The sequence below is a fragment of the Dokdonella sp. genome (assembly GCF_035703485.1).
Taxonomy (GTDB): domain Bacteria; phylum Pseudomonadota; class Gammaproteobacteria; order Xanthomonadales; family Rhodanobacteraceae; genus Dokdonella.
This window is the reverse complement of sequence record NZ_DASSYD010000179.1, coordinates 1-16,630: the sequence shown is the minus strand read 5'-3', so window position 1 is coordinate 16,630 and position 16,630 is coordinate 1. Positions and strand designations below refer to the sequence as shown.

Here is a 16,630-nt window from a genome sequence, read left to right as displayed (position 1 = left end):
ACAAAAACAATCGGTTAGGCGACACCTGTCTGCGCGCAGCTCTTTGTTGCGCTGGCTTGAAGCACGGCCAGTGCATCTGCGCCAGCGCGCCGCGATCTGCACGCAGACAGGCGTCGTGACGATTGCGCCACTTGATCAGCGATGCCTTAAGGCAACGCTGATCAGCGTCGCCTTGACAGGCTGTTAGCCCCGATCAAGCGTGCAGCGGGTTAGCAAGCCGCGGGCCAGCATCGTGTACTCGCCACGTCGCAGGAGCAGTCGCCATTGGCTGCCGCCGACCTGGCGCCAGAGCACGGCCGCGCGAATTGCGGCCAGCAGCAAGGCACGAATCTGCTCGACGCGTTTCGGATCGGACAGATGGGTCGGATTGCCATGAACGACGATGCGCGGCTTCAGTTGCGACAAGGTTTCGCTGTAGAGATCGGCCAACCGAACCTTGACCGTGGCGTGATCGACGCCGAGATGATCAACCTGGCGCTGGATGGAATCGATGCCTTCACGCAGTTGCTGAAGCATTTGCTTGCGGCTGGCGAGCTTGCGTTCGAGCCTGAGAACGCCGAGTACCAGCCGCGCGACGGCAACTGACTGGTGGTCGCCGCTGAAACTGCTGATCAATTGCTCGATCCCCAGTCGTACGCCCGGCAATCCGCCGAAGGCATCGGCGGCGCTGTCGCTGTCGATACGGAACAGGCTGGCCAGACTCGATTCGACAGCGACGCTGTCCGCGCGCCCTTCCGTGGCTATCGAGTGGACGAGGGCACAAGCCTGATATACCCCGGCAAGAGCGATTACGCGGGATTCACGCATGTGATTAGTCCTGTGCATGGGGCCCATCACTTGTCCGCCAGCCGCCAAAGGGTGCATTGCTGCGTTCGATCACGCCGCCGCCCAGACAGCATTCGCCATCGTAGAAGACAATCGATTGACCCGGTGTCGCCGCGCGCTGGGCTTGATCGAACTGGACGTGGCATTCATTTCCATTGACCCTCACCAGACACTCCTGATCAGGTTGACGGTAACGGATTTTCGCGCTGCAACGGAATTCAGCGGTCGGAGCAGAGCCGGAAACCCAACTCAGTTCACTTGCGACCAGCCGAGTCGATTGCAACCACTGATTGGCATTGCCTTGCACCGCATACAGGATGTTCTTGCCGACATCCTTGCCGACCACATACCAGGGTTCGCCGCTGGAATCACGGCGACCACCGATGCCGAGCCCACCACGTTGACCAAGGGTGTAATACCAGGCGCCTTGATGTTCGCCAACACGCGCGCCTTGCGGAGTCAGGATCTGACCGGTCTGGGCGGGAATATAACGGCCAAGGAATTCGCGGATATCGCGCTCGCCAATAAAGCAGATGCCGGTTGAGTCTTTTTTCGCATGGATGGACAAACCGGCTTCGCGGGCGATGCGGCGCACTTCAGGTTTAGCCAGTTCGCCGACCGGAAACAAGGTCGCCGCGAGCTGATCCTGACCCAGCGCATAGAGAAAATAGCTTTGATCCTTGTTGTCGTCGCGCCCGCGCAACAATCGCCATTGGCCATCCCGGCAATCATTTCGAGCGTAATGTCCGGTGGCGATACGGTCCGCACCGAGATCGCGGGCATGATCGAGGAAGGTCTTGAACTTGATTTCACGGTTGCACAACACATCAGGGTTCGGCGTGCGCCCGACGCGGTATTCGGACAGAAAGTGCTCAAACACCTGATCCCAGTACTCGCGGGCAAAATTTCGCGCGTGAAACGGAATACCGAGTTGCGCGCAGATGGCCACGGCGTCCTTGCGATCCTCGGCAGCGCGGCAAGGACCGAAGCGTTCGTCTTCTTCCCAGTTCTGCATGAACAGGCCGGCCAGCGGCATTCCGCGCCGGGCCAGCAGCAAGGCAGCAACAGAGGAATCGACGCCACCTGAAACGCCGATCATGGTCAGTCCGTTTGTCATCGGATCAGATCGACGGGGTACCGGGCGCAAGTTGGCTGACGCTGTTCAGCGGCAAGTGTCTGCCGGCGAGCCAATCGTCGATGCTGTGCAGGATCAAGGGACTGCGCAGACGGTCGCCGGCAGCGATGATTTCGTCGCGATCCAGCCACAGCGCGCGCAAGATGCCCCTGTCCAGTGGGCGCGAGGGATCGTGGTAAACCGGGTGAGCGGCAAAGGTGAAGCGGACGAACTGGCTTCCGGATTGACTGCTGACCCATTGTTGCACGCCGATCAGACAATCCAGTTCGACATCCCAACCGGTTTCCTCGAGGGTTTCACGTATGGCCGCCGATTGCAGGCTTTCATCGGGCTCGAGGTGCCCGGCCGGTTGATTGATGACCGTGCGACCATGGACTTGTTCTTCGACCAGCAAAAAGTGCCGGCCCCTCGGTACAACGGTAGCCACGGTTACCTGTGGGCACCAGACCCGAGGCTCGGTTTCGAGTGCCGTCGATTGGATTTGATCAATGCTCATGGTCGGGAAGTTTAGCAGCCTGACGGACTTTGCCTGGTAAAACTGCAATTGCGACTCGACCTGATCTGATGATCGATTTTCGGCCTCAACCCGAAAAATCCGACAATCTGCAGGTGTAGTTGCACAATTCGCCCTTGAACCATGATCGGCTCAACCTATACTGATAGCCAACACTGAACACCCAACTGAACCATGCCCCAGGATCCACAACACGAAAATGATCACGAACACGGCATTGCCGTGGAGGTTGCGCCGCCGCAGGTGGCCAAACCGCCGATGTATCAGGTCGTGATCCTCAACGACGACTTCACGCCGATGGATTTCGTTGTCGTTGTGCTGGAAACCTTTTTCACCCTGGATCGCGAACGCGCCACCCAGGTCATGTTGCATGTACATACGCGCGGCAAGGGCGTGTGCGGCGTGTACACCCGGGAAGTTGCAGAAACGAAGGTGACTCAGGTCAACGAATTTTCGAGAACACATCAGCATCCCCTGCTGTGCACCATGGAAAAAGCCTGATACACCCTCATATCCGATGCATCAGTCATCCAGCGAGGCAATAACGGATGTTCAGCAAGGATCTAGAACTCACCATCGGCCAGTGCTACAAGGAGGCCAGAGAGCAGCGTCATGAATTCATGACGGTGGAGCATTTGTTGCTCGCGTTGCTCGAAAACCCATCAGCCATCCAGGTATTGCGCGCCTGCGGAGCGGAAGCCGACAAACTCGGTCGTGACTTGCGCTCGATTATCGCCGAAACCGTGCCCGTGCTTCCGCAAGCGGACGAGCGCGATACGCAACCGACGCTCGGTTTCCAGCGCGTGTTGCAGCGAGCGGTCTATCACGTGCAGTCATCCGGTCGCAAAGAGGTTACCGGCGCCAATGTGCTGGTCGCGATCTTCGGTGAAAAGGATTCACATGCGGTCTACTTCCTCGGCCAGCAGGATGTGAACCGGCTTGATGTGGTCAATTTTCTCTCGCATGGCATTGCCAAGCTGAGCGATGAATCGGCTCAGGAATCGGGTGCCGACGCGCCAAATCGCGAAGGCGAGGCGGGCGATGAACCACGCGGAAACCCGCTGAATGATTTCGCCAACAATCTCAACGAACTGGCCAGTCAGGGCAAGATCGATCCGTTGATCGGACGTGAACTGGAAATCGAGCGCACAATTCAGGTGTTGTGTCGACGGCGCAAGAACAATCCGCTTTTTGTCGGCGAGGCCGGAGTCGGCAAGACCGCATTGGCCGAGGGCCTGGCCAAACGCATTGTCGAGGGTCAGGTCCCTGATGTGCTCAAGGACGCAATCATCTACGCGCTCGATCTGGGTGCGCTGGTTGCGGGCACCAAGTATCGCGGCGACTTCGAAAAGCGCCTCAAGGCCGTCATCAACCAGTTGCGCAAGGAACCCGGCGCTATCCTCTTCATCGACGAGATCCACACCATCATCGGTGCGGGTTCGGCATCGGGTGGAACCATGGATGCATCGAACCTGATCAAGCCGATGCTGGCTTCCGGCGAGATGCGCTGCATCGGCTCGACGACCTTCCAGGAGTATCGCGGCGTGTTCGAGAAGGACAGGGCGCTGGCTCGGCGATTCCAGAAGATTGACGTGATTGAACCGAGCATTGCCGAGAGTGTCGAGATCCTCAACGGCCTCAAATCCCGTTTCGAGGAGCATCATCATGTCGAATACACCGGTGATGCCCTGAAAGCAGCGGTCGATCTGTCGGTCAAGCACATCACCGATCGTCTGCTGCCAGACAAGGCCATTGATGTCATTGATGAAGCCGGTGCTCGTCAGCGCCTGCTGCCGGAAGCAGAGCGGTCAGGCACCGTTGATGTGCCCGAGATCGAGTACATCGTGGCGCGCATGGCGCGTATTCCGCCAAAGCAGGTCTCGGCTTCTGATCGTGATGTCCTGCGCAATCTCGATCGCAACCTCAAGATGGTTGTGTTCGGCCAGGACTCGGCGATTGAAGCGTTGACCAGCGCGATCAAGATGGCGCGCTCCGGGCTCGGTGATCCGGACAAGCCGATCGGCAACTTCCTGTTTGCCGGTCCGACCGGTGTCGGCAAGACCGAAGTCACCCGACAACTTGCCTTGCAACTCGGTGTCGAGCTGGTTCGATTCGACATGTCCGAATACATGGAAGCGCATTCGGTATCACGTCTGATCGGCGCGCCTCCGGGATACGTCGGCTTTGATCAGGGTGGTCTGTTGACTGAGCAGATCGTCAAGCATCCGCATTGCGTGCTCCTGCTCGACGAGATCGAGAAGGCCCATCCCGATGTCTACAACGTGCTGCTGCAGATCATGGATCGTGGCGCGCTGACCGACACCAACGGCCGCGAAGCGAACTTCAAGAATGTGATCGTGGTGATGACGACCAACGCCGGCGCGCAGACCGCGGCCCGGCGAACGATCGGCTTTGTCGATCAGAACCATGCCTCCGACGCGATGGAAATCATTCGCAAGGCGTTCACGCCCGAATTCCGCAATCGCCTCGATGCGATCGTTCAGTTCGGCGCGCTCGACTTCGACCACATCCTGCGCGTCGTCGACAAGTTCCTGATTGAACTTGAAGCACAGCTCCTGGAAAAACATGTGTCGCTTGATGTCGGTGCCGATGCACGCAAATGGCTGGCCGAGCATGGCTTTGATCCGCAAATGGGTGCGAGGCCCATGGCCCGCGTCATTCAGGACAACATCAAACGCGCACTTGCCGATGAACTTCTGTTCGGTGAACTCCATGGTGGCGGCAAGGTTCGACTGAGCGTTCGTGATGACAAGCTCAAGGTCGAAACGGAAGCGTCGGAGAAATTGCCGGCGGTTGTTGAGTAGACGGCAAACCTTGATCACGGTTTTCGGTTGCCAGCGCAGGCTCCAGTCAGAGCCTGCGCTGCGCGGGCAAGATGCTTGCTGGCAAAACGGACCGACTGCCCGATCTCATTGAGCTTGCGAATCTTCGGAGACCAGGACCAGGATCCAGCCCAGCGGCTGGATATGGTCGAAAGCGACACTTACGCTCCTGCCTGACAGAGTCGTCGCAACCGCGCCCACTTCATCCTCCTTGAAAGCCTTGCGCAACGTTGCATCGCCAAATGGCTCAAGCAGTACGGCCCCCGTGCCGACGACCGGTTCGGTCAGCAAATCCTCCGAAGCGAGAACGCGAGCGTCAGCATCGAGCAGGATCAGAACGTGGCCGTCATCCGTTCGCAGCAGGTTGTGAACGATGAAATCCACGGCGACATCCATCGAAAGCGCACCGAGGAACCCGCCGTCAGGATCGCGCAAGGGGCTGGTCAGCGACAACAGCACATCGTCGCCCTCGGCGTCGACGTGAGGGAGACCCCAGCGCGATCCGGATTGTGCCTTGACATCGCCATACCAAACGCTTTGGCGAAGATCGTCTGCCTGCACAAGAACGTGGCCGGGATAGTGCATGAACAAACCTTGCTGCAGAGCGAGCTTGAGTTCGATCAAACCGCTCGCGTATTGCCCGCCGCCGAGACTGTTTCGGGTCAGTTCAAGTAGCTGGTTGCGATAGCCCCGAAGGTGCGACAGACGTTGCGCAAGAGGCACAAGTGCGATGCGATCGATTCCCGGAGCGACACTCCACGTCGCCGATTGGGTACTCACTTCGCGCCCGGTTTGTGGATTCAATGCGAAATCCGGCGGCCGTGTGGAGGGGTCGAGGAAGTCTTCATCCCAATAGATTTGCGCATTGCGATCCGGTGTGCCGAATTGAGCGAGCTGGGCGGCGGCCAGGGCCAGGGATTCCAGTTGACTCTGCACCAGCGCCAACTGCATCTGCAGCTTGTCGCCTTCATGCGCGACATGCTCCATCAAGTCGCGTTGTTGGCTCTCCAGTGCGCGGGCTGCGTCAGCAAGCCTTTCATGGTGCCAATTCAGGGCGAGGAAGCCCAGCGATGCCGCAGCAATCAAGCCGACCAGCGATAGCAGCATGCCTTGTCGATGATGGCCGGCGAATCGCTGCGCACGCTGCCAGGTTGAGTCGGGCAGGGCGTGCACCGGCTCCCCGCGCAGGTAGCGGCGCAAATCGTCCGCCAGTTCGCCAACGCTCGAATAGCGCTGCCGCGGATCCTTGCGCGTTGCCCGTTCGATGATCGCCCGAAGCGGAGCATCGATGGCGCGTCGTTCAAACGCATGACTGAGTGCGACGCGATGCGCCGAAGCCGCGTTGCGCAGAACTTCCTGTGGGGTGCGTCCGGCGAACGGTGCCTTGAGGGTGACGATTTCAAACAGCATCAATCCAAGCGCACATTGATCGCTGTGCGGGCCTATTTCATCAACCCGGCCTTGCGCCTGCTCGGGCGACATGTAGCGCGGAGTACCAACGACGGTGCCGTACTCGGTCTGGACTCCTCCCGTGCTGTCGCTGAGGCTGGCGCCAATATCGTCTTCGGGACCGGAATCGGCGAACAGTCGGCAGATGCCCCAATCCATCACATAGATTTCGCCATGCTCGCCAAGCATGATGTTGGCCGGCTTGAGGTCACGGTGAATGACACCCTTGCCGTGGGCGTAATCGACCGCCTCGCAAATCTTGACCAGATGCTCGATGCGCGCAGAAAGACTGTGCGCTTCATCCGGCTTGTTACCAGCATCGTAGGCCGCAATCGTTTCCTGCAGATAGTCGAAAATCGTTTGCCCGGTAACCAGCTTCATCGCATAGGCAGGCGCACCCCCGGGAGCCACTTCAAGCCCATACACAGGAACGATGTAGGGGTGATCAAGCTGAGCGGTGACCTGGACTTCGCGCAAAAAGCGCAGATGAGCCTGGTCGACACCACGCAGATCATCGGAAAGTTGCTTGAGGGCCACCTTCCGAAGCAGTGCCGGATCATGGGCGATATGCACGGTTGCCATGCCGCCGCGGCCGGCCTCGCCGACGATGACATAGCGAACACGATCGCCTTCTGTTGCCGACGGATCGCCGTTCCCGGAAGTGTTGCCGGGACTCGGCACCTTGTTCGGCTCGGGCTGATGATTTCCTTGTTGCGACGAATCGATTGGAAGCGTTTCCGAATCGTCATCCGCCGCTGCTGCGGTCATCTGCACCGTGGCGACATCGCCAAGGCGAAGAGTCAAATCCATCGGCACGCTGACAACGTGTGTTGCGGCGTCGGAACTGGGCCTGGAGATCAAACGGGTCTTGTCGTCGTCGGAATGCATGCGCGGGTCTACATGAATGTGCCGGGCAGGGAACCATAGACGTCTTTGCCGGGAAAAACGAACCCTTTGGACATTCGGGTTTCATCCTCGACCACGCGCCTTGCCGGTGCCATCGCCAATCGGGCCCGAATGGCCGCGAATCTTGTCCGTTCGCCGACGCGCTGCCGTACCCCAAGCGCAAACCTGCGCCAGTTGCGGCGTTGAAATGGCTGATCACGTACGATTGGCATTCCATCTTGTGAAAATCAGAAGCGGAGCATGCTGAATGTCTGAAACACTTCCAGATCGCCTTTCGGTCGACCCCAAGAGCCCGTTCCATGATGAGGCGCTGCTGGCGCGCGGCATCGGCATTCGATTCAACGGGGAGGAACGCACGACCGTAGAGGAGTATTGTGTCAGCGAAGGCTGGATTCGCGTGGCCGCGGGCAAGTCGCTCGACCGCCGGGGAAGGCCGATTACCTTGAAAATCAAGGGCGAAGTGGTGCCGTACTTTCTTGACGGAGCTCAAGAAGAGGCAACCTGATCGTCCGGGGGAGGATGCATGGCAAGTTCGGCACGGGCGCTAGTGGCGCCGCTGTCGCCTCATGCGGCGTGGACCAAGCAAGCGGCTGCCAATCGGCAAATCATGCTGGCCGACATCCTGGCTGAAGTTTCCAGCGAGGCATTGCAGGGTGATTCGCTGAAGGCGGTACTCAAGCGAATCGTCGATTGCATCATCACGCGCCTCCCGGTAACCGTCGCCAGCATCATCCTGCTTGATGAAAGCCATTCGTTCTTCATCGATGAAGTTTGCTCGGGACATATCGACCTGGTCCTGCCAAGCGAGTTGCCCTGGCCGGTCGAACTCGGTGCTGCCGGACGCTGTGTCCGAACCCGCCAGGCTCAGTTGATCGCTGATGTCACGGATGATCCTGACTACGTCGCCGGCAATAGTCTGGTGTGCTCGGAATACCTCGTGCCTATCCAGTAGCGAGGTGTTCTGCATGGCGTGCTGAATCTGGAAAGTACACGCTCCGACTTCTTTACCCGCGAAGTCTGCTCGGTATTCGATGCGATCGCGTTGCAGATTGCAGGCGCTGTGCGGCTAGCCCTGGTTGTGAATGAGCTGGAGGTCGCCAACCAGAAGCTGCTACAGCTTTCGAAGAGCGATGGCCTGACCGGAATCGCCAATCGGCGCTGTTTCGACGAGGAGTTGAAGAAGGCCTGGAACCGCCATCTTGCTCTCGACTCTCCGTTGTCGTTGCTTTTGGCCGATGTCGATTGCTTCAAGCTGCTCAACGACTCTCACGGTCATCAGCACGGTGATGAATGCCTGCGCCTCCTGGCGCAACATTGCGCCGGGCAATTCGAGGCAGCAGATCTTGTTGCTCGCTTCGGCGGCGAGGAGTTCGCCGTCATTCTGCCTGGACGTGATCTGGCCGGGGCTCGGCATATCGCTGAGCAGCTCAGGCGCTCAATTGTCGAACTCGGCATCGAACATCCGACTTCTCCGATTGCACACGTCGTCACCGCAAGTATCGGCGTCGCCTCGGTCCAGCCATCGACAAAGCTGACTTGCGAGGCACTGGTTGGCATGGCCGACAAGGCGCTCTATCTGGCCAAGGGCAAGGGACGCAATACGATTGTCGCCCGCTCGGTTCCTCAATGCTGATCAAGCGACGGGAGGGTCCTGCGGCTTGACTGGATGAATTCCGGTCTGCGTCGCGTCGCTTGTCTTGCTGCTTTCCGGGATCGCGCCGGAATCAGCCACTGACGAAGGCACGCCTTGCGCTGACTCGGGCTCATCCACAATGGGCAGGTCAGCGGCCGTGGAAAACTTCAGCTCCGTGCTTTCGGTTTCCGCTCGCAATTTCTCGTAGGCTTCGATCAGGTTGTCGGAAAGGGCACGATAGACCGGTTTGCGACAAACCAGCGAAGAGCTCGCCCTGGCCAGCAGACAGGCCGCAAGAATGGGCAGGAACATTTGCTGATTGGCGGTCAATTCCATCGAAATGACGGCTGCGGTCAGCGGTGACTGGGTCACCCCGGCGAGATAGGCGGCCATGGCCAGCAGGACTACGGCGGACGGGTCGGTCCCGGGTAGAAAAGCGCTGATGTTCGCGCCGAATCCCGCACCGACCGAGAGTGCCGGTGAAAAGATGCCACCCGGTATGCCGGCCCAATACGAGGCGATATTGCCGCAAAATTTCAACAAGCCGTAGGCCTCGGTCTGGGTCATCTGACCTTCGAGAATGGATCGGGCCTGATCGTATCCGGTGCCATACAAGCCGACTTCCGAAAGTTGGCTCAGCAGAACCAGGGCCATTCCGCAGGCCGCCGCAAAAACCACTGGCTGACGCTTGCGCAAGCGACCGACGAAGCCGCGAAATCCGCCATCGTCGGGAAGAATGAGGCGTGCAAACATGCCACCGGCAATTCCGCACAATGCGCCGGTAACCAGCACAGCGAGCCACGCCTTGCCGAGCGGCAAGCCGATGTTGATATGCCCGAAATAGGCGTAGTTGCCGAGGATGCCGAGTGAAACCACGCCGGCGATGATCACGGCGGTCAGGAGAATGCCGCTCATGCGATGCTCGAGGGCACCGCTCATTTCCTCGATCGCGAAGACCACGCCAGCCAGTGGCGTGTTGAAAGCCGCTGCAAGGCCCGCTGCAGAGCCGGCAAGAATGAAGCGCGCGCTCGCCGCCGGATCGTCGAAGCCGAATCGATGCCCCAGCGAATAGAGCAATCCTGCTCCCACATGGACGGTCGGACCCTCACGCCCAATCGATGCGCCGCCGATCAGCGCGACAAGGGTCAAGCCCATTTTGCCGAGCGCCACCCGTAAGGAAAGCAGGCCGTGCCGGAACGGCTCGTCATTCACCTGCAAGGCAGCGATAGCCTGCGGGATGCCAGAGCCACGAGTGGGTTTCAGAAAGCCCTGGGTGAGCCAGGCCAACAGGGCAAAAACCGCCGGTGTCAGCAGGAAAGGCCAATAGGCATTGTGCGCAACAATGGTCTTGAACAGTTCAAAAGCGTGGTCGGCGAGGCGCGCGAATCCGACGGCGGCAAGACCGACCATGATGGCGCCGGACCAGAACAATATGCGCCGACGCCACTGCACGAGTGAAAACATGCGGTGAACCGCCGCGCGCCATGACACGGGTGGGTGATCATGGGGATCGTCTGGCGGAACCTGGCTCATGGGTGTTCGCAGAATGCGCGGATCGGGACTGACCATGATACATGGCGCAAAGTTTCCTCTATCTTGCTTGCCATCCTTGCAGAGCAACGAGCAACTGGCTCTACGCGACCAGGTTTGCGTGACGATGCAAGAAGATTCACCTTGAACCTGTCTTCTCTCCCTTCATACCTTCGGAGAATTCCATGTTTCGCTATTTGCTCATCGCCCTGCTGCTGCTCAGCCCGCCCTTGTTTGCCGCAGGCGAAATTGCAGCATCGGCGGCCGAAGTGCATCCACTGCTGCTGGGCAGCGAGGCCCCTGACGTCGTCCTGAAGACACTCGACGGGAAGGACACCACTCTGTAGAAGCAGATGGATGGCAAGCCCGCGATCCTCGTCTTCTACCGTGGCGGCTGGTGTCCCTACTGCAATACGCAATTGAGCGATCTGCGCCTGATCATCAAGGATGTTGAGGCGCTCGGCTATCACGTCATTGCCATCAGTCCCGATCGACCCGAAGAACTGGCCAGAACGATGACCCGGGACAAGCTCGACTACACCTTGTTGTCCGACAGCAAGGCCGCTGCATTGAAGGCATTCGGCATCGCCTTTCGCGTGGATGACGAGACGATCAGGAAATATCAGGGCTACGGCATCGATCTCGAAAAGGCTTCTGGCGAAAGTCACCATGCCTTGCCCGTTTCCTCAGTGTTCATTGTCGACCGCGCACACAAGCTGCAGTTCTCGTTCACGCACCCCGACTACAAGGTGCGCGTACCTGGCAGCGTGATCCTGGCGGCGGCAGAAGCCATCGCCGGGCACAAGCAGATGGTCAAGCCGAAGAAGCAGTAGTTGGGTCATCCATGCGTGCATGCGACCATGCACGCATGACGCCCATACGATCTCAATACGGTTCCAGCGCAGACCTTGATATCCCGAAGGTTCTGGCGCGCATCCACGAAGAAGTCCGACCGCTCATCGGCCAAGGCAAGGTAGCCAGCTATATTCCGCGACTGGCTTGCGTTCCGGCCAACCGCTTCGGCATGGCAGTCGCCACGCTCGATGGTGCGCTGTACACCGAAGGTGATACGGATGAATTGTTCTCGATCCAGAGCATCTCGAAGGTATTTACCCTGAATCTCGCTCTGGAAGCCTTGGGAAGTGATCTCTGGAAGCGGGTCGGGCGAGAACCTTCAGGCAACGCGTTCAACTCGCTCGTCCAGCTTGAACGAGAGCGGGGCATTCCACGCAATCCTTTCATCAATGCCGGTGCGCATGTCATTGCCGACGTCGTCCTGTCGCATACATCCAACGCACGGCAAAAGTTGCTCGAATTTGTCCGTGATCGAGCCGACAATCAGGCCATCATCATGGATGAGGAGGTGGCCATCTCCGAACGTGATGCCGGATTCAGGAACTTCGCCCTGGCCAATTTCCTGCGCAGCTTCAACAATATCGAGAACAAGGTCGATGACGTTCTCGATTTCTATTTCCACCAATGCGCCTTGCAGATGAGCTGTGCCGACCTGGCCCACGCCTTCCTGCATCTCGCCAATGGCGGAATTTGCCAGCGCAGCGGAGAGTCGGTGATCAAGCCGGACCGGGTCAAACGCATCAATGCCCTGATGATGACCTGCGGCACCTATGACGCAGCGGGCGAATTCGCATTCCGCGTCGGACTGCCAGCCAAGAGTGGTGTGGGTGGCGGTATCGTCGCAGTGGTACCGAGCGTGATGACCGTCGTGGTCTGGTCGCCCGGACTGGATGAAAAGGGCAACTCGCTTGCCGGGGCTGCCGCACTCGGTCGCTTCACCGAATTGACCGGCCTGTCAATATTTTAGCGCTTTAAATTCACTTGATATCAATGAGTTACAGTCTATTTCTCAAGTAAAATCGCCCAGCGCTCAAGGCCCTCGACACGACTGCAGATGACCTTGACGCAGACCAGCATCGGTACCGCCAGCAGCAGACCCAGTATTCCCCACATCCAGCCCCAGATCAGCAGCCAGAGGATGATGGCGAGAGGGCTGAGACTGATCGAGCGGCCGATCGCAAGCGGCGTCGCAATCTGACTTTCGAGCAGATGCAAACCGAGATAGCCCGCCGCCGGCAGCATCGCAGCACCAAGGCTCGGGAACTGGGACAAACCGACGATGGCCAGCATTGCGGCCATGATCATCGGGCCGACATAGGGGGTCAGGTTGAGCATGGCAGCCAGCGCACCCCAGAGCAGGGGCGTGTCGACATCGAGCATCCAGAGCAGGAACGTCGTCGCGCAACCCAGGGCAATGCTGGTCGAACATACGGTCAGGAAATAGCGGGAAATGTCGCTCTGGATTGATCGAATGATATCGACCGTTACTCGCTTCTGCTGCCAGGTCGAACGCATCATCAGCGTTCGTCGCATCAGCGTCTCGCCATAGAGCAGGAAGAAGTAGGTCAGCAGGACCACGGCCAATACACTGGCAAGAACTCTCGGCGTGGTCGAAAGCAGGCTGGGGCGATCCGGCGCTTGCACCACGACGCGTTGCGGGCTCTTTTTTTCACCGGTCATTTCGTTGAGTGAATCGCCCATCTTGTTGGCTTCCGTGAGCGGGCGCATCAGCGATTTGATCTTCGGTGTCACGTTGTGGATCACGCGGGGCGCACGACTGGCCCACTCCGAGGCCGGCGCGTACAAGGCATTGCCGATGCCGACCAGCGTCGCCATGGAAACGGCGATCAACAGAAAGGCGGCAATCCAGCGAGGCAGCCAGCCACTGGTGAGACGCTTCATGACCGGGCTCAACAGCAAGGCGAAAAACGCCGCAAGCAAGATGGGAAGAATCAGCTCACTGGCGAAGTAGCAGGTGTACAGCGTTCCCAGAAGTACGAGCATCCCCAGCAAGCGGTGAATGCCTGCATTGACTTCAAGCTGCGATTCGCGAACCGCGCGATTCAGTGCACCACGGGTAGGTCTCGGGCGGACCTCGGAATCAGAGCCAGGCTCCGGAGCAACTTCAACTTCTGCCGTTGGAAAGGGTTGATCCGAAACGGGTGGGTCAGTCTCGTTGACACTCATGCGCGGATCCGGAATCAGGACATTGCGCCATTCTGCATGTGTTTTGGTGAACAGGGTGTGTTTCCGAATTCGACGTTCAGGTGCGATCCGGTTGGATCCCGGTGTTCATCGCGGAGTCGGTTCGGGTTGGCTAAGTTTGTCGAACGCATGTAACGAGGAGAGACGGCCATGAGAGAACATTGGGACTTCTTCAAGGAATCGGACTCATCCATGGGTGTGTTCTACCCGCTTCACTACGTGCTTGCCGCGTTCGACAACGAAGTGCGAGCCAATGAGATTCGTCAGCGCTTTCTCGATGCGCACTTTGCCGAGGACAATGTCGCCGTTGTCGACGGCCCGTTTCTGGCCGATAGACTGGAGTCGCTCGAGGGATCGAATCTGGCCGAGAGGGCGGGCCAGGAGCTTGTTCGTGCTGTGGGAACCGAATTAGGCTACATCGATGATGACCGCAAGACTGCGCAACGCGGCGGCGCATTCCTGTTCGTCTACGCGCCGGACCAGGAAACCACGGACCGCGTCATCGAGATTTTGAAGTTCGCCCATCCGATCTATGCGCGCCGCTACCATCGCGCGGGCATTCACAAGATCAGCTATCCCAAGCAATCGGTTCTGTGAGTGACCCGCGTCAACCCGATGAATGACTCGTGGCATTGGCCAGTAGCGATTGCGCCAGGGCCTCGGCTACCTTGATTCCATCAACGGCGGCCGAAAGGATTCCACCCGCGTAGCCTGCACCTTCGCCAGCAGGAAACAGCCCACGCGTGTTGAGGCTCTGCAAGTCATCGTCATTGCGCTTGATGCGGATTGGCGACGAGGTGCGAGTTTCGATCGCCGTGAGCAGTGTGTCGGCATGGCTGAAACCACGAATCTGCTTGTCGAAAGCCGGTATCGCTTCACGCATGGCATGCAAGGCAAAGTCGGGCAGGGCGGTGGCCAGGTCGCACAGATGCACGCCGGGCTTGTACGAAGGCAGCACGTTGCCAAACTGCGATGACGGGCTGCCGGCTATGAAATCACCGACCCGTTGGGCAGGTGCGTTGTAGTTGGATCCGCCAAGAACGAAGGCTCGCTCTTCCCAATGACGCTGGAAGGCGACGCCGGCGAGTGGATGGCCCGGATAGTCTTCTGGCGTGATGGCAACAACGATGGCGCTGTTGGCATTTCGTTCGTCGCGCGAATATTGACTCATGCCATTGGTGACCAAGCGCCCAGGTTCTGATGCCGCAGCAACGACGGTGCCGCCAGGACACATGCAAAAGCTGTAGACCGAACGTCCGTTGCTGGCGTGGTGAACGAGTTTGTAATCTGCAGCGCCGAGCAGCGGGTGGCCGGCGCTGGGTCCGTAGCGAGCGCGATCGATGAGTGACTGCGGATGCTCGATTCGGCAGCCGATCGAGAATGGCTTGGCCTCGATAAAGATGCCGCGCGCGTGGAGCATCTCAAACGTATCACGAGCGCTGTGGCCAATCGCCAGAACCACGTGATCAGCAGGAATCTGCTCGCCATCCGCCAGACTCAATCCGCGAACGTGGCCATTTTCAATGAGGATGTCATCCACCCGGGATGAAAAGCGAAACTCGCCACCGAGGGCTTCGATCGTCGCACGCATGTGTTCGACCATCTTGACCAGGCGAAAGGTGCCGATGTGTGGCTTGCTGACGTAGAGGATTTCCTCCGGTGCACCGGCCTTGACGAATTCGGTCAACACCTTGCGTCCGTAGTGACGCGGATCCTTGATCTGGCTGTACAGCTTGCCGTCGGAAAACGTGCCGGCACCACCTTCGCCGAACTGGACGTTAGATTCGGGATCGAGAACGCTCTTGCGCCAGAAACCCCAGGTGTCCCTTGTCCGTTCGCGAACGGCCTTGCCGCGTTCGAGGATCAGCGGATTCAGGCCCATCTGGGCGAGGATCAACGCAGCCAGGATTCCGCACGGTCCGGTGCCGATGACGACTGGCCGCAATCGATTCCCTGGCGGCATCGATTGACCGTCCGCAACGAACCGATAGTTCGTGTCCGGTGTCGGTCGGATGTGCGGATCATTTGCGAACGTTGCCAGCAATGCCGCATCGCGTCGGGTCTCGACATCGACGGTGTAGATGAAATGGATCGCCGACCGGCGTCGCGCATCGACGCCGCGTCGGAAGATCGTGAAACCGAGCAGCTCATCGCCACTCAAGCCCAGCCGCGCGCAGATCGCAGCGGGCAGTGCCTCGGCGGCATGATCGAGCGGCAGCTTGATTTCAGTCAGTCGCAACATGTGGGAATCGCTTTCGAGGATCAGATCGCATTGCCGGCGGCATGGCCGGACGCCCATGCCCATTGGAAATTGTAGCCGCCCAGATGACCGGTCACATCGACCGCCTCGCCGATGAAGTACAGGCCGTTGACGAGCTTTGATTGCATCGTGCTGGATGAAAGCTGATCGGTATCGATGCCGCCCAGGGTGACTTCAGCGGTGCGGTAGCCCTCGCTACCGCTGGCAATGATCGGCCAGTTCGAGAGCTGCTCGGCGAGCCCGCGCAATTCGGCTTCGCGATACTGGCGCATCGGTCTGCTATGCAACCAGATCTCGCACAAACGCTGAGCGAGGCGGCGAGGCAAGGCTTCGCTCAAAATCGTTTTCAGTTCCGCCGCCGGTCGTGCCGTTTGCTGTTCGCAAAGAAAATCGAATGCATCGATATCCGGCAGCAGATCGAGACGAAGCTCATCTCCGGGTTGCCAGTACGAGGAGATCTGCAGGATCGCCGGAC

General features: G+C 59.1%; 18 protein-coding genes. 10 read left to right on the top strand and 8 right to left on the bottom strand.

The features are described from left to right. A partial coding sequence (locus tag VFN25_RS13765) for a hypothetical protein (RefSeq protein WP_325142867.1) occupies positions 1-187 on the top strand: 187 nt, incomplete at its 5' end. Here the strand turns inward: VFN25_RS13765 and hflD are convergent. The 3 genes from hflD to VFN25_RS13750 are packed head-to-tail and all read right to left on the bottom strand — an operon-like array spanning position 184 to position 2,456. Then, positions 184-807, bottom strand: a complete 624-nt coding sequence (gene hflD / locus VFN25_RS13760) for a high frequency lysogenization protein HflD (RefSeq protein WP_325142865.1) — start codon at positions 805-807, stop codon at positions 184-186. The genes VFN25_RS13765 and hflD overlap by 4 nt on opposite strands. A 4-nt stretch (positions 808-811) precedes the next feature. After that, positions 812-1,942: a tRNA 2-thiouridine(34) synthase MnmA gene (gene mnmA / locus VFN25_RS13755; protein WP_325142864.1), complete on the bottom strand. Its 1,131-nt coding sequence runs from the start codon at positions 1,940-1,942 to the stop codon at positions 812-814. Between the two features lie 4 nt (positions 1,943-1,946). Further along, the gene (locus VFN25_RS13750) at positions 1,947-2,456 is read right to left on the bottom strand and encodes an NUDIX hydrolase (protein ID WP_325142863.1); all 510 of its coding nucleotides are present in this window, start codon (positions 2,454-2,456) and stop codon (positions 1,947-1,949) included. 192 nt (positions 2,457-2,648) lie between these two features. Here VFN25_RS13750 and clpS point away from each other — a divergent pair, with 192 nt between their 5' ends. Continuing rightward, complete coding sequence (gene clpS, locus VFN25_RS13745) at positions 2,649-2,975, top strand: ATP-dependent Clp protease adapter ClpS (protein ID WP_325142862.1); 327 nt, start codon at positions 2,649-2,651, stop codon at positions 2,973-2,975. Between the two features lie 47 nt (positions 2,976-3,022). Then, positions 3,023-5,299 carry an ATP-dependent Clp protease ATP-binding subunit ClpA gene (gene clpA / locus VFN25_RS13740; protein WP_325142861.1) on the top strand — a complete coding sequence of 759 codons (2,277 nt, stop codon included), beginning with the start codon at positions 3,023-3,025 and terminating at the stop codon, positions 5,297-5,299. Positions 5,300-5,404: 105 nt separating this feature from the next. Here clpA and VFN25_RS13735 read toward each other — a convergent pair whose 3' ends face one another. Continuing rightward, entirely contained in the window at positions 5,405-7,654 is a 2,250-nt protein-coding gene (locus tag VFN25_RS13735) for a serine/threonine protein kinase (protein WP_325142860.1), read from the bottom strand. Positions 7,655-7,919: 265 nt separating this feature from the next. Between VFN25_RS13735 and VFN25_RS13730 the strand changes: the two genes are divergently transcribed. The 3 genes from VFN25_RS13730 to VFN25_RS13720 are packed head-to-tail and all read left to right on the top strand — an operon-like array spanning position 7,920 to position 9,305. Next, positions 7,920-8,177: a DUF3297 family protein gene (locus VFN25_RS13730; RefSeq protein WP_325142859.1), complete on the top strand. Its 258-nt coding sequence runs from the start codon at positions 7,920-7,922 to the stop codon at positions 8,175-8,177. 18 nt (positions 8,178-8,195) lie between these two features. After that, positions 8,196-8,624, top strand: a complete 429-nt coding sequence (locus VFN25_RS13725; RefSeq protein WP_325142858.1) for a hypothetical protein — start codon at positions 8,196-8,198, stop codon at positions 8,622-8,624. 18 nt (positions 8,625-8,642) lie between these two features. After that, positions 8,643-9,305 (top strand): diguanylate cyclase, encoded by a 663-nt coding sequence (locus tag VFN25_RS13720; protein WP_325142857.1) that lies wholly within the window; start codon positions 8,643-8,645, stop codon positions 9,303-9,305. Here the strand turns inward: VFN25_RS13720 and VFN25_RS13715 are convergent, their stop codons facing one another. Then, positions 9,306-10,769 (bottom strand): chloride channel protein, encoded by a 1,464-nt coding sequence (locus VFN25_RS13715; protein ID WP_325142856.1) that lies wholly within the window; start codon positions 10,767-10,769, stop codon positions 9,306-9,308. A 251-nt stretch (positions 10,770-11,020) separates the two neighbouring features. Between VFN25_RS13715 and VFN25_RS13710 the strand changes: the two genes are divergently transcribed. Genes VFN25_RS13710 through VFN25_RS13700 form a run of 3 tightly spaced genes read left to right on the top strand, consistent with a single transcriptional unit; the run spans position 11,021 to position 12,657 of the window. Then, positions 11,021-11,182 carry a hypothetical protein gene (locus VFN25_RS13710; RefSeq protein ID WP_325142855.1) on the top strand — a complete coding sequence of 54 codons (162 nt, stop codon included), beginning with the start codon at positions 11,021-11,023 and terminating at the stop codon, positions 11,180-11,182. A 6-nt stretch (positions 11,183-11,188) separates the two neighbouring features. After that, the gene (locus tag VFN25_RS13705) at positions 11,189-11,668 is read left to right on the top strand and encodes a peroxiredoxin-like family protein (RefSeq protein WP_325142854.1); all 480 of its coding nucleotides are present in this window, start codon (positions 11,189-11,191) and stop codon (positions 11,666-11,668) included. A 35-nt stretch (positions 11,669-11,703) separates the two neighbouring features. Further along, entirely contained in the window at positions 11,704-12,657 is a 954-nt protein-coding gene (locus VFN25_RS13700) for a glutaminase (RefSeq protein ID WP_325142852.1), read from the top strand. 35 nt (positions 12,658-12,692) lie between these two features. Here VFN25_RS13700 and VFN25_RS13695 read toward each other — a convergent pair whose 3' ends face one another. Further along, positions 12,693-13,877 carry an AI-2E family transporter gene (locus tag VFN25_RS13695; protein WP_325142851.1) on the bottom strand — a complete coding sequence of 395 codons (1,185 nt, stop codon included), beginning with the start codon at positions 13,875-13,877 and terminating at the stop codon, positions 12,693-12,695. 168 nt (positions 13,878-14,045) lie between these two features. Here VFN25_RS13695 and VFN25_RS13690 point away from each other — a divergent pair, with 168 nt between their 5' ends. Then, positions 14,046-14,492 (top strand): hypothetical protein, encoded by a 447-nt coding sequence (locus tag VFN25_RS13690; protein WP_325142849.1) that lies wholly within the window; start codon positions 14,046-14,048, stop codon positions 14,490-14,492. 10 nt (positions 14,493-14,502) lie between these two features. On the opposite strand, the gene VFN25_RS13685 is transcribed toward VFN25_RS13690, so the two are convergent. Both VFN25_RS13685 and VFN25_RS13680 read right to left on the bottom strand, forming a co-directional pair. Then, positions 14,503-16,137, bottom strand: coding sequence for an NAD(P)/FAD-dependent oxidoreductase (locus VFN25_RS13685; RefSeq protein ID WP_325142848.1), 1,635 nt, complete (start codon positions 16,135-16,137; stop codon positions 14,503-14,505). A gap of 20 nt (positions 16,138-16,157) precedes the next feature. Beyond that, positions 16,158-16,630, bottom strand: a 473-nt coding sequence (locus VFN25_RS13680) for an NAD(P)/FAD-dependent oxidoreductase (protein WP_325142846.1), incomplete at its 5' end; no start/stop codon positions are given.

Coding starts and splice junctions, on each gene's coding strand:
- VFN25_RS13685 (WP_325142848.1), bottom strand. CDS start 16,137: ATGTTGCGACTGACTGAAATCAAGCTGCCGCTCGATCATGCCGCCGAG.
- mnmA (WP_325142864.1), bottom strand. CDS start 1,942: ATGACAAACGGACTGACCATGATCGGCGTTTCAGGTGGCGTCGATTCC.
- VFN25_RS13730 (WP_325142859.1), top strand. CDS start 7,920: ATGTCTGAAACACTTCCAGATCGCCTTTCGGTCGACCCCAAGAGCCCG.
- VFN25_RS13690 (WP_325142849.1), top strand. CDS start 14,046: ATGAGAGAACATTGGGACTTCTTCAAGGAATCGGACTCATCCATGGGT.
- VFN25_RS13705 (WP_325142854.1), top strand. CDS start 11,189: ATGGATGGCAAGCCCGCGATCCTCGTCTTCTACCGTGGCGGCTGGTGT.
- VFN25_RS13710 (WP_325142855.1), top strand. CDS start 11,021: ATGTTTCGCTATTTGCTCATCGCCCTGCTGCTGCTCAGCCCGCCCTTG.
- VFN25_RS13750 (WP_325142863.1), bottom strand. CDS start 2,456: ATGAGCATTGATCAAATCCAATCGACGGCACTCGAAACCGAGCCTCGG.
- VFN25_RS13735 (WP_325142860.1), bottom strand. CDS start 7,654: ATGCATTCCGACGACGACAAGACCCGTTTGATCTCCAGGCCCAGTTCC.
- clpS (WP_325142862.1), top strand. CDS start 2,649: ATGCCCCAGGATCCACAACACGAAAATGATCACGAACACGGCATTGCC.
- VFN25_RS13700 (WP_325142852.1), top strand. CDS start 11,704: ATGACGCCCATACGATCTCAATACGGTTCCAGCGCAGACCTTGATATC.
- VFN25_RS13725 (WP_325142858.1), top strand. CDS start 8,196: ATGGCAAGTTCGGCACGGGCGCTAGTGGCGCCGCTGTCGCCTCATGCG.
- clpA (WP_325142861.1), top strand. CDS start 3,023: ATGTTCAGCAAGGATCTAGAACTCACCATCGGCCAGTGCTACAAGGAG.
- VFN25_RS13695 (WP_325142851.1), bottom strand. CDS start 13,877: ATGAGTGTCAACGAGACTGACCCACCCGTTTCGGATCAACCCTTTCCA.
- VFN25_RS13715 (WP_325142856.1), bottom strand. CDS start 10,769: ATGTTTTCACTCGTGCAGTGGCGTCGGCGCATATTGTTCTGGTCCGGC.
- hflD (WP_325142865.1), bottom strand. CDS start 807: ATGCGTGAATCCCGCGTAATCGCTCTTGCCGGGGTATATCAGGCTTGT.